This is a genomic window from Nocardioides sp. Root151 (assembly GCF_001427925.1).
Taxonomy (GTDB): domain Bacteria; phylum Actinomycetota; class Actinomycetes; order Propionibacteriales; family Nocardioidaceae; genus Nocardioides.
Window position 1 is genome coordinate 832970 of record NZ_LMGG01000004.1, and the last position, 12378, is coordinate 845347.

A 12378-nucleotide genomic window follows, 5' to 3' on the forward strand; every position below is an offset into this window, starting at 1 on the left:
GAACGCTTCAGTGCACCGAGCCGGCCGCGATCCGGCTCCGGGTCTCGACGGCGAGCTGACGTCCCCAGCTGGTCGCCTCCTTGAGCTGTCCCTCGCTCAGCGGCCCCGGCACGTCCTCCACGAGGAAGCCGTGCGGGGGCACCACGAGGTGATAGCCCTTCCGATGCAGCAGCCGTGCCGCCGTACGCGCGGCGGAGACGGGCAGGTGCCGGACCTTGCGCACCCGCGTGTCGAAGACGGCGGCCATCCCGTGACCGGTGCCCGGCGACGGGGCGCCCTCGATCCACTCGCGCAGGCCGAGCGCAGCGGTCTCCGGTGGTGCGCCCTGCCTGACCGCGTCCTGCCGGGTCGCGGGCCGGCTGAGTGAGAACGCGTGGGTGGGCGCGCCGACCACCAGCAGGTCGAGGTCGTCGGCGGGTACGGCGAACCGGACGTCGACGACCGTGGTCTCGAAGCCTTCCAGCCGGAGCCCCTCGGCGACGGCCAGGGCGATCCATGCCGTGTTGCCGAACAGGGACTCATGGACCACCCGGGCCCGCAGGCACTTCTCCGTGCTCATCGTGACGCTCCTCTGTCCCGAACCTCTGATGTGGGCCACGTCAGGCCCCTTGTCCCTCAAGCGTGCTGGCTCGCCGGCGCGGACGCAGGTGCCGTGGTGCCCCAGGGGAGGGGCACTTGGTCCGGTGCCGCTGTGCGTGACAGTCCGCCGCCCTCGTAGAGCCCGTCGGGAGTCACGAGGGTTCCGGCCTCGCCGCGAAGGATGGCAGCAGCGTCTTCGAGGGTGCCGATGGCGGCGACGCCCCCGGTGAGCTCGACGAATCGACACGCGGCCTCCACCTTGGGCCCCATCGATCCCGCCGGGAAGGTGATCGCACGCAGGCTGCTCGGGGTAGCCCGGAGCACGGGCCGCTGGTCGGGGGTGCCGAAGCCGCGGAACACGTGCGGCACGTCCGTGAGCACGAGGAGCACGTCGGCATCCAGCGCTTCGGCGAGCACGGCACTGGTGAGGTCCTTGTCCACCACGGCCTCGACACCCTGTAGGTGTCCCTGGGGGTCGCGGATGACCGGCACGCCACCGCCACCTGCGCAGACCACCACCGCGCCACTCTCGAGGAGCAGCCTGATCAGTCTCGTCTCGACCACACGCTGTGGGCGCGGGGACCCGACCACGCGCCGCCAACCGTCGCCGTCCGGCTTGACCGCCCAGCCTCGTTCGGCCGCAAGACGCCGTGCCTCCTCGCCGGTGTACATCTCTCCGACGAACTTGGTGGGGTCGCGGAACGCCGGGTCTGCAGCCTCGACCAGGGTCTGGTTGATGATGGCGGCGACCTGACGACCGGGCAGGTGGTTCTGCATGGCCTGCAGCAGCCAGTAGCCGATCATCCCCTGGGTCTGGGCACCCAGCACGTCGAAGGGATACGGCGTGGTGAGGTGCGGGTCCATCGCGCTCTGCAGCGCCAGCACCCCCACCTGGGGACCGTTGCCGTGTGTGAGGACGAGCTCGTGCTCCGCGGCCAGGGGAGCCAGGGCCTCGGCGGCGCGCTGCACGTTCCGTTCCTGGATGTCGGCATCCGGCTTCTGCCCGCGCCGCAGCAGCGCGTTGCCGCCGAGCGCCACGACGATGCGCACCTCAGCCGCCCAGCGTCGCGACGAGCACTGCCTTGATGGTGTGCAGGCGGTTCTCCGCCTGGTCGAACACGATCGAGTGGGACGACTCGAAGACCTCGTCGGTCACCTCGAGCCCGTCCATGCCAGTGCTGCGGAAGATCTCCTCACCGATTTCGGTGTGCCTGTCGTGGAAGGCAGGCAGGCAGTGCATGAACTTGACCTGCGGGTTGCGGGTGGCCTTCACCACGGCCTGGTTGACCTGGTAGGGGCGCAGCAGCTCGATGCGTTCGGTCCACACCTCCTCGGGTTCACCCATCGAGACCCACACATCGGTGTAGAGGAAGTCGACACCGTCGACGCCGTCCTCGACGTCTTCGGTGTGCAGGATCCGGGCCCCGGTCTCGTCGGCGATCTCTCGGGCCCGGGAGATCACGTCGGGCTGGTTCCACAGCTGCTCGGGCGCGACGATGCGCACGTCCATGCCCATCAGTGCGCCGGCGACCAGCAGAGAGTTGCCCACGTTGTTGTGGGCGTCGCCCAGATAGGCGAACGAAATCTCGGCATCCTGCTTGCCCGAGTGCTCGCGCATCGTGAGCATGTCGCAGAGGGTCTGGGTCGGGTGCCACTCGTCGGTCAGACCGTTCCACACCGGCACGCCGGCGTACGCCGAGAGCGTCTCGACGTCCGACTGTGCCGAGCCGCGGTACTCGATGCCGTCGTACATCCGGCCCAGCACGCGTGCGGTGTCCTTCATCGACTCCTTGTGCCCGATGTGGGAACCGCTCGGCCCCAGATAGGTCACCTGGGCGCCCTGGTCGAAGGCCGCCACCTCGAACGCGCACCGCGTGCGGGTGGAGGCCTTCTCGAAGATCAACGCGATCTCCCTGCCGACCAGTCGGGGTTGTTCGGAGCCGGTGTACTTGGCGATCTTCAGCTCGGCGGCGAGGTCGAGCAGGAACTTCCATTCCTTCGGGGTGAAGTCGAGCTCCTTGACGAAGCTGCGGTTGCGCAGGTTGAAGGCCATGGTTCAGATCCCGTCCCGCTCGATCGGGCAGGTCATGCATCGCGGTCCGCCACGGCCACGTCCCAGCTCGTTGCCCTGGATGGTGATGACCTCGATGCCGTTCCTGCGGAGGTGGGTGTTGGTCGTGACGTTGCGTTCGTAGGCGACCACGACGCCCGGTTCGACGGCCAGCACGTTGCAGCCGTCGTCCCACTGCTCGCGCTCGGCGGAGTGCACGTCCTGCGTCGCGGTGAGCACGTTGATCGAGTCGATGCCCAGCGCCGCGGCGATCACCGCGTGCATCTGGTCCGGTTCGTGCGCGGTCACCTTCAGCTCCTTCTCGGTGTCACCCGGCTCGATCGTGTACGACGGCAGCATCCCGAGTCCGACGTATTTGGTGAAGGTGTGGTCGTCGACCATGGTCATCACCGTGTCGAGGTGCATGAAGGCGCGCTTCTGTGGCATCGCCAGGGCCACGATCCTGCTGGCGCGCCCGGCGTCGAACAGGCGACGCGCGAGCCGCTCGACACCTTGCGGCGTGGTGCGTTCGCTCATCCCCACCAGCACGGCGCCCCTGCCGAGCACCAGAATGTCGCCGCCCTCCGTGGTGGCCGCGCCGCTCGCCGTACCGTCGGCCCAGACGAGGAAGTCATCGGCCACGAAGGTGGGGTGCCAGCGGTAGATGGCCTCGTAGTGGATGGTCTCGCGCATTCGTGCCCGCTTGCGCATCGCGTTGACGGACACCCCGTCGTAGATCCACGCGGAGGTGTCGCGGGTGAACAGGTGGTTGGGCAGCGGCGGGAGCAGGAAGTCGTCTGCTGCCATGGCGCGCACGACGACCGACGACGGTTCGTCCATCCGCTCGAGCAGCTCGGCCTTGGTCATGCCGCCGATCAGGTGGTTCGTCAGCTCACGCGGTTGCATCGAGCTGAACAGACCATGCAGGGCATCGAGCGCCATCGGGCCGTGGACGCGCTCGTCCAGGGTCGACTCGAGCACGTGCTTGCGTGCCTCGGGGATGGCGAGCGTCTCGGTCAGCAGCTGGTCAAGCAGGTGCACCGTCACCCCGCGGTCACGCAGCGTGTCGGCGAAGGCGTCGTGCTCCTGCTTCGCGTGCTTGACCCACAGCACGTCATCGAAGAGGTAGTCGTCATGGTTGCTCGGGGTCAGCCTCTTCAGCTCGAGGTCCGGGCGGTGCAGGATGGCCTGCCGTAGCCGGCCGACCTCCGAGTCGACGTGCAGGTTCACGGTGTTCCTCTCGTGGTGGTCCTGTCAGCGTGCCGTCGTCCGCAGGGTGGTCGAGAGGGGCGAACGTCCTGCGCTGGTGGGTCGCTGGACCTCGCCCGCACGGTCCACCACCACGACCTGACACTCCGCCTGTTCGGTGACCCGGGTGGTCAGGGGATGTGGTTCGTCGCCCGAAGCCGCCCCGAGAACCACCAGCTCGCATCGTGCGGACGCGTGGACGATCGAGTCCACGACGCGTCCGTTCTCCAGCCGGGCGGCATGGATCGAGCCGCGGGGCACCTGGGCGAGCGCCTTCCGGATGACTTCCCGTTGGGCGTCGCGAGCCTTCCAACGAGGGGCACTGAAGTGTCCGGCGACCTCATGGACGAAGACGCTGTGGCGTGACGGCCAGATCGTGACGACCTCGACGGTGAGTTGGTGAACGGCGGCATGGTGGAGGGCCCAGACCAGGCACTGGACGCTGGCGTCGGATCCGTCGACCGCGACCAGGCAGACGCGGTCTCGGGACTCGGCGACCTGGTCAGCGGCGTACACGCTGGCTCTCCGGATGCGGTGACTTCTCATGGCCACACACTTCGGTGGCTGGGTTGCGCAGCACCAGCGCCGGAGGGCCCCGGGTGGACGGGCACTTGGTCCTCAGGTGCGCGTGGGCCCGGTGGGCCCACGCCGGCCGGGTCGAAGGTCCTCCCCGGGAGGGGCCGATCGCCACGTCTCCCGGTGCTCCGTTCCGTGGTTCGGTGATTTTCGGCCGAGCTGTGTCGATCCGAGAGAGGGAGCACCATGACCACCACGAGACGGGCCATCCTGCCGAAGCTGACCGCTGGGCTCGAGGCCGACGACGGAGAGCCGACCACCACCGCGAAGAGGTTCCGCTTCCCGAGCGCCTTCACGGTGCTGTTCGGGGTGACGATCGCGGTGTGGTTGCTGGCCTTCGTCGTTCCGACCGGTGCCTACCAGACGGACGCCGACTCCGGACGGCCGATCCCCGGCAGCTACGAAGCCACCGACAGTGCGTTCTCCTTCGGCGACCGGTTGATGGAGCTGTTCATGGCGCCGATCAACGGCCTGTACGGCGTGATCAACGCCGACGGCTACATCGGGCCCTACGAGTCCGGTGAGCTGTACGGCGCCGCGGGGGTCTTCCTGTTCGTCCTGGCCATCGGGATCTTCATCACGATGGCGATGAAGACCGGGGCCATCGACAACGGCGTGGCTCGCGTCGCCCAGCGGATGAGCACCCGTGGAGCCTTGCTGATCGCCGTGCTGATGGTGCTGTTCTCGATCGGTGGCACCACCGAGGGGATGGCCGAGGAGACCCTCGGGTTCTACGCCCTCCTGATTCCCCTGATGCTCGCCCTCGGCTACGACCGGATGGTGGCCGCCGCGACGATCCTGGTGGGTGCCGGCATCGGCGTCCTGGCCTCGACCGTCAACCCGTTCGCCACCGGCGTCGGCTCCGGCGCCGCGGACATCTCGATCGGTGACGGCATCGGCTTCCGCCTGCTGATGTACGTCGTCCTCGTGCCCGTCGGCGTGTGGTGGGTGCTGCGCTACGCCCGCAAGGTCAAGGCCGACCCCACGACGTCCCTCGTCGGCCAGATGGAGGGCGACGCCGAGCTGAAGGCGCACGGGGTGCGCGAGGTGTCTCGTCTCACCGGCCGGGAGAAGAGTGTGCTGGCGATCGTTGCCACCACCTTCGCCTTCATGATCTACGCGATCGTGCCGTGGGCCCAGGTCATCCAGGGCCCCGACGCCGCGAGCTACGGCTGGCAGCTCGACTGGTACTTCCCCGAGCTGGCTGCCCTGTTCCTGCTGATGGCGCTCGTGGTCGGACTCGTCGGCGGACTGGGGGAGAAGGGGATCACGAACTCGGTGGTGAAGGGCGCGGCGGACTTCATCGGGGTCGGGCTGATCATCGTGCTGGCCCGCGGAGTCACCGTGATCATGAACAACTCCGAGATCACCGGCACGATCCTGCACTCCATGGAGAGCGTCGTCGGCGACACCAACTCCGGCGTCTTCGGCGTGCTGATGTTCCTGATCAACCTTCCCCTCGCCTTCCTCGTGCCGTCGACCTCGGGTCACGGCGCCCTGGCGATGCCGATCCTGGCGCCGCTGGCCGACTTCGCCGGGGTCTCCCGAGCCATGGTGGTCACCGCGTTCCAGTCGGCCTCGGGGATCGTCAACCTGATCACCCCGACCTCGGCGGTCGTCATGGGTGGACTGGCACTCGCCCGGGTCCGCTACGACCAGTACCTGCGCTTCGTCCTCCCGCTGGTCGGCATCCTGCTGGTCCTCTGCGCGGCGTTCGTCGGCGTCGGCGCGGCGGTCTCCTAGTCGTGGGGCGCCTCACGGTGGTTCCTGCACGTGGGCGGATCGTCGCCGCCGTGGCAGGGCAGGACACCCGAGCGCTGGTGGACTTCGTGGCCGAGGAGGCGCTGCGCACGGGTGCCGACCTGCACCTCGTGCACGTGCCCCAGCTGGCACCGGGTCTCTCGGGACCCTTCGACGTTGACTGGGAGGCCGCCCGGGCCTTCGGTCATCACGTGCTCGCCCGCGCGTCAGCTGACGCCCACGAACTGGTCGGTGGCAGGGTCACGATCACCCACGAGCTCGTGGCGGAGAGCCGCGGGACCGTCACCGACATCGTCGCGCGCTCCGAAGGCGCACGGATGGTCGCGCTGCAGCACAGGCGTCTGACGGGAATCGGTCGGGCGGTCGGCACGTCCACCACACAGGGGGTCGCGTCGCGGTCACACGCACCCGTGGTCTCCGTGCCGGCGTCCTGGCAGCCGGAGAATCGACACCACAGAGTGGTGGTGGCGGTGCACGACCCAGCCGGTGCCGACCACACGTTGCGCACTGCCTTCACGCTCGCCGGCCAGCGTCAGGATCGGCTGCGCGTCCTCCATGCGTGTTTGCCGTGCGACGGTCACGGGGACGAAGGGGTCCGCCGCGAGGCCGTCCGGGAGGACCGCTTTCGCAACGCGCTCGCCGCGCAGGTGCAGGCGCTGAGGGCGGAGTTCTCAGATGTCAGGGTCGAAATCGAGGTGCGCCACGAGCCGATCGGCTCAGCGCTGCTCCGTGGGGCGGAGCACGGTGACCTGCTGGTGCTGGGACGCCGTCACCCGCGGCTGCCACTCGCCGCACATCTGGGTCCGGTGAGCCGGCTGGCCCTGGAAACCAGCACGATCCCGGTGATGTTCGTGGAGACCGTCGCACCCGTGCCGGTGCCAGGGCAACGCGTCGAGACGACCACGTCTCCGGGGCAGACTCGTCGCTGACGCCCGAGGCAGCGGATGGGCAGACAGGCCGCAGCTGTCGGGACCTTCGGCCCGTGCGGAACGACGACCGCGTTGCGAAGGTGGATGTGTGCACACACCAACGACGAGCAGCATCCAGTCCAGGACCACGGGCGACGGGTCGCCGCGCGAGACGACAGGTTCGCCCTGGCTGATGCTGGCCGTGGCCACGCTCGGCTTCGCGGTCAACTTCTGGGCCTGGGCACTGCTCAGCCCCCTTGGGCCGTTGTTCCGCGACAAGGGGACGCTCGGCGCGCTGACGGAGTCCGACGTCGCCCTGCTGGTCGCCGTACCGGTCGTCGTCGGGTCGCTGGGCCGAATCGTGGTCGGCGCCCTGACCGACCGCTTCGGGGGACGAGCCATGTTCCCCCTGGTCTCGGCCGCCACCATCGTGCCGGTGCTGTTCATCGGCTTCTTCGCCCAGACGTCCTACGCCGCACTCCTCTTCGGTGGCTTCTTCCTCGGCATCGGTGGCACCGCGTTCGCGGTGGGCGTCCCGTTCGTCAATGCGTGGTTCCCGCCGGAGCGACGCGGCCTCGCCGTCGGCATCTTCGGTGCCGGCATGGGTGGTACGGCCATCAGCGCACTGACCACCGTGAAGCTCTACACCAACGTCGGTGAGCGAGCTCCGTTCCTCATCATGGCCGCAGCGCTCGCGGTGTACGCCGTCGCCGCGTGGCTGGTGCTTCGCGATGCGCCGGGACGCACGGTTCCCACCACGCCACTGGTGCAACGCCTGTCGGCGACAGCGCGACTTCCGATCACCTGGCAGGCCAGCCTGCTCTACGCAGTGGCCTTCGGCGGCTACGTCGCGTTCTCGGTCTACCTGCCGTCGTACCTCAAGGTGGCCTACGAGCTGACCCCTGCCGACGCTGCGAACCGGATGGCCGGCTTCGTCGTCGTCGCGGTCATCATGCGACCGGTCGGAGGCTGGCTCTCGGACCGGTTCGGAGCCGTCCCGGTCCTTGCCACCGGCTACGGCGTCGTGGTCATCGGGGCCGGCATCACCGCGACCCAACCCCTCCTCGAGCACGTCGGCACAATCTCGTTCCTGGCCATGGCCGCGGCCCTCGGAGCCGGGAGCGGCGCGACCTTCGCAATGGTCGCACGAGTGACCGAGCAGTCACGGGTCGGTGGCGTGACCGGAATGGTGGGCGCGGCCGGCGGTCTCGGCGGGTTCCTGCCGCCGTTGATCATGGGCTACATCTACGGCCGCACGGACTCCTACGCCATCGGCCTGTGGATGTTGTCCGCGACTGCTGCGCTCGCGCTGGCGTTGACGCTCACCGTGGTCGCCCACACCGCAAGGGCGCACGAGCCTGCCCATGGATGACCAGTCGCAACCGGACCCTGGGAGTAGGGTCCGAGACGTACGGTCCGAAGCACCTCACCCGCAGACGACCAAAGGCAATGCCGCGTGAGCAACGAAGTGGAAGAACCGAAGCAACGCAAGCGGAACGCGGCGGGAATCGACGGTGGCCTGAGCGACGCTCTGCTGCGCACCCGCCGCTACTTCACGAAGGACAAGGTCTCCGACGACCTGCGCACCGTGCACAGGACCGGTGGTCGCGACGCGGACGACTTCTACCGGGACCGCTGGAGCCACGACAAGGTGGTCCGCTCCACGCACGGCGTGAACTGCACGGGCTCGTGCTCGTGGAAGGTCTACGTCAAGGACGGGATCATCACCTGGGAGACGCAGCAGACCGACTATCCGTCGGTGGGTCCGGACTCCCCGGAGTACGAACCCCGCGGTTGCCCGCGTGGCGCGGCGTTCTCCTGGTACACCTACTCGCCGACCCGGGTTCGCTATCCCTACGTGCGTGGAGTCCTGCTCCAGATGTTCCGCGAGGCCAAGGCCCAGCACGACGGTGACCCGGTCAAGGCGTGGGAGCACATCGTCGAGAATCCGCTGCGGGCCAAGGCCTACAAGTCGGCCCGCGGAAAGGGCGGCCTGGTCCGGGCCACGTGGGAGGAGGCCAGTGAGATCGTGGCCGCGGCCCACGTCCACACGATCAAGAAGTACGGACCCGACAGGGTCGCCGGCTTCTCGCCGATCCCGGCGATGTCGATGGTCTCCCACGCCTCGGGGGCCAGGTTCGTGAACCTCATCGGCGGCTCGATGCTCAGCTTCTACGACTGGTACGCCGACCTGCCGGTCGCCTCACCCCAGGTGTTCGGCGACCAGACCGACGTGCCCGAGTCCGGTGACTGGTGGAACGCCGGCTACCTGATCATGTGGGGCTCCAACCTCCCCGTCACCCGCACACCCGACGCGCACTGGATGGCGGAGGCCCGCTACCGCGGCCAGAAGGTGATCGCGGTAGCGCCGGACTACGCGGACAACGTGAAGTTCGCCGACGAGTGGCTGCCCGCCAAGCCGGGCACCGATGCGGCACTGGCCATGGCGATGGGTCACGTGGTGCTCAAGGAGTTCTTCGTCGACCGGCAGACGCCGTACTTCACGGAGTACGTCAAGTCCTACACCGACCTGCCCTACCTGGTGAAGCTCGACGAGGCGGCCGACGGCGAGTTCACGGCGGGCAAGTTCCTGACCGCGGCAGACCTGGCCGCGACCGACGAGGACGAGGAGAACGCCGCGTTCAAGACCGTCCTGATCGACGCACGCACCGGTGAGCCGGTGGTGCCGAACGGCTCGCTCGGGCACCGGTTCGGGGACTCCGGCGTCGGCAAGTGGAACCTCGAGCTCGGTGACGTCGACCCGCGGCTCTCACTCCTCGACGCCGGCACCGACGGCGAGACCGTGCTGGTGCGGATGCCGCGCTTCGACACCCCAGACGGCGCGGCCGCCGACCTGCCACGCGGTGTGCCGGTCCGACGCGTCGACGGCCACCTGGTCACCACCGTCTTCGACCTGCTCCTCGCGCAGTACGGCGTCGGCCGGGACGGGCTGCCGGGGGAGTGGGCCAGCGGCTACGACGACGCGGAGTCGCCGTACACGCCGGCCTGGCAGGAGAAGATCACCGGCGTCCCGGCCTCGGCCGCGGCCCGGATCGGCCGCGAGTTCGCCGCCAACGCCGAGGAGTCCAAGGGCCGATCGATGATCGTGATGGGCGCGGGGACCAACCACTGGTTCCACTCCGACACGATCTACCGCGCCTTCCTCACCCTCACCAACCTCACCGGCTGCCAGGGCGTCAACGGCGGTGGCTGGGCACACTACGTCGGGCAGGAGAAGGTGCGGCCCCTCACCGGCTACACCCAGATAGCCAACGCCCTCGACTGGAACCGCCCACCGCGCAACATGATCCAGACGGCGTACTGGTACCTCCACACCAACCAGTTCCGCTACGACCAGTTCGGGGCCGACACCCTCAGCGCGACCACCGGCAAGGGTCAGCTCGCGGGGAAGTCCACGGCCGATGTCATCGCGCAGAGCGCGCGGATGGGCTGGATGCCGTCGTACCCCACCTTCGACCGGAACCCTCTCGACCTCAGCGACGATGCCGCTGCGGCCGGCAAGCCGGTGGGGGAGTACGTCGTCGAGCAGCTCAAGTCCGGCGAGCTCGACTTCGCCGGCGAGGATCCCGACGCGCCACAGAACTACCCGCGGATCCTGTCGATCTGGCGGGCCAACCTGCTCGGCTCGTCGGGCAAGGGCAACGAGTACTTCCTCAAGCACCTGCTCGGCACCGACTCGTCGGTGCGGGCGACCGAGACACCCGAGGACCAACGCCCCGTCGACGTGACGTGGCGAGACGTTGCGCCCGAGGGCAAGCTCGACCTGCTGATGACGATCGACTTCCGGCAGACCAGCACGACGATCTTCTCGGACGTCGTCCTGCCGGCGGCGACCTGGTACGAGAAGCACGACCTCAACACCACCGACATGCACCCGTTCGTGCACTCCTTCAACCCGGCGATCGCACCGCCGTGGCAGACCCGCACCGACTGGGACGCGTGGCAGACGATCGCGGAGAAGTTCAGCTACCTGGCCACCACTCACCTCGGTGTGCGCAAGGACGTCGTGGCGGTGCCACTGACGCACGACACCCCGGACGCGATGGCCAACCCGCACGGCGTCGTACGCGACTGGAAGAAGGGCGAGTGCGAGCCGATCCCGGGCGTCACGATGCCCAAGCTGGTCGAGGTCGAGCGCGACTACGGTGCGGTCCACGAGAAGATGAACGCGCTTGGGCCACTGGTCGACACCCTCGGCGCCACCACCAAGGGAGTCACGTTCGAGCTCGGCAAGCAGGTCGACTACCTGCGGGCGAAGAACGGCGCCGTTCGCGGTGGTGTCGCCGATGGTCGACCGTCGCTGAAGAAGGACATCAACGTCTGCGAGGCGATCCTCGCGATGTCCGGGACCACCAACGGACACCTGGCCACCCAGGGCTTCAAGACGCTCGAGAAGCGCACCGGCGTGCGACTGGCCGACCTGGCCGAGGAGCACGAGGGCAAGCAGATCACCTTCGCCGACACCCAGGGCCCGCCGGTGCCGGTGATCACCTCACCGGAGTGGTCGGGCTCCGAGACCGGTGGCCGGCGCTACTCGCCGTTCACCATCAACGTGGAGCGCAAGAAGCCGTGGCACACGCTGACAGGACGGATGCACTTCTACCTCGACCACGACTGGATGACCGAGCTCGGCGAGGGCCTGCCGATCTACCGTCCGCCGCTCAACATGGCGGCTCTCTTCGCGGAGCCTGTCCTTGGCGACGTGTCCGACGGTTCGAACGGCCAGGTCGAGGGGCTGACCGTGCGCTACCTGACCCCGCACAACAAGTGGTCGATCCACTCCGAATACCAGGACAACCTGTTCATGCTGTCCCTCTCGCGCGGCGGGCAGAACATCTGGATGAGCGACCGGGACGCAGTGAAGGTTGGTATCAAGGACAACGACTGGATCGAGGCGGTCAACCGCAACGGCGTCGTCGTGGCGCGGGCGATCGTGTCGCACCGGATGCCCGAGGGAACCGTGTACATGTACCACGCCCAGGACCGGCTCATCGACGTACCGCTCGCGGAGACCTCCGGCAAGCGAGGGGGCATCCACAACTCGCTGACCCGGCTCTTGGTGAAGCCCTCCCACCTGATCGGGGGCTACGCCCAGCTGACGTACGCGTTCAACTATCTCGGTCCCACCGGCAACCAACGTGACGAGGTCACCATCATCCGCAAGCGCAGCCAGGACGTGACGTACTGATGGGTCTCGATAAGACGCTCGCTGGCGCTCGCGTCACTCGACCACCG

8 protein-coding genes and 1 pseudogene are annotated in these 12378 nt (G+C 68.4%); 4 read left to right on the forward strand and 5 right to left on the reverse strand.

What is annotated here, in order from left to right:
* Positions 1–7 precede the first annotated feature (7 nt).
* From ASD66_RS12590 to ASD66_RS12610, 5 genes and pseudogenes are all read right to left on the reverse strand, one after another.
* Positions 8–559, reverse strand: coding sequence for a flavodoxin family protein (locus ASD66_RS12590; RefSeq protein WP_200950014.1), 552 nt, complete (start codon positions 557–559; stop codon positions 8–10).
* Between the two features lie 170 nt (positions 560–729).
* A pseudogene (gene arcC, locus ASD66_RS12595) lies at positions 730–1629 on the reverse strand (carbamate kinase); the annotation flags it as partial.
* Position 1630: 1 nt separating this feature from the next.
* On the reverse strand, positions 1631–2632 hold the full coding sequence (gene argF, locus ASD66_RS12600; protein WP_056678117.1) for an ornithine carbamoyltransferase: 1002 nt from the start codon (positions 2630–2632) through the stop codon (positions 1631–1633).
* A 3-nt stretch (positions 2633–2635) separates the two neighbouring features.
* Positions 2636–3859: an arginine deiminase gene (locus ASD66_RS12605; RefSeq protein WP_056678120.1), complete on the reverse strand. Its 1224-nt coding sequence runs from the start codon at positions 3857–3859 to the stop codon at positions 2636–2638.
* 24 nt (positions 3860–3883) lie between these two features.
* On the reverse strand, positions 3884–4423 hold the full coding sequence (locus ASD66_RS12610; RefSeq protein WP_082599470.1) for a universal stress protein: 540 nt from the start codon (positions 4421–4423) through the stop codon (positions 3884–3886).
* 216 nt (positions 4424–4639) lie between these two features.
* Here ASD66_RS12610 and ASD66_RS12615 point away from each other — a divergent pair, with 216 nt between their 5' ends.
* The 4 genes from ASD66_RS12615 to ASD66_RS12630 all read left to right on the forward strand — a co-directional run bounded on the left by ASD66_RS12615 (position 4640) and on the right by ASD66_RS12630 (position 12331).
* The gene (locus ASD66_RS12615; protein WP_056678126.1) at positions 4640–6196 is read left to right on the forward strand and encodes a YfcC family protein; all 1557 of its coding nucleotides are present in this window, start codon (positions 4640–4642) and stop codon (positions 6194–6196) included.
* A 17-nt stretch (positions 6197–6213) separates the two neighbouring features.
* A complete protein-coding gene (locus tag ASD66_RS12620; RefSeq protein WP_268788278.1) occupies positions 6214–7143 on the forward strand; it encodes a universal stress protein in 930 nt (309 codons plus the stop codon).
* 88 nt (positions 7144–7231) lie between these two features.
* Positions 7232–8494, forward strand: a complete 1263-nt coding sequence (locus ASD66_RS12625; protein ID WP_235530071.1) for an MFS transporter — start codon at positions 7232–7234, stop codon at positions 8492–8494.
* 135 nt (positions 8495–8629) lie between these two features.
* Positions 8630–12331 (forward strand): nitrate reductase subunit alpha, encoded by a 3702-nt coding sequence (locus tag ASD66_RS12630; protein WP_056891460.1) that lies wholly within the window; start codon positions 8630–8632, stop codon positions 12329–12331.
* Positions 12332–12378 lie beyond the last annotated feature (47 nt).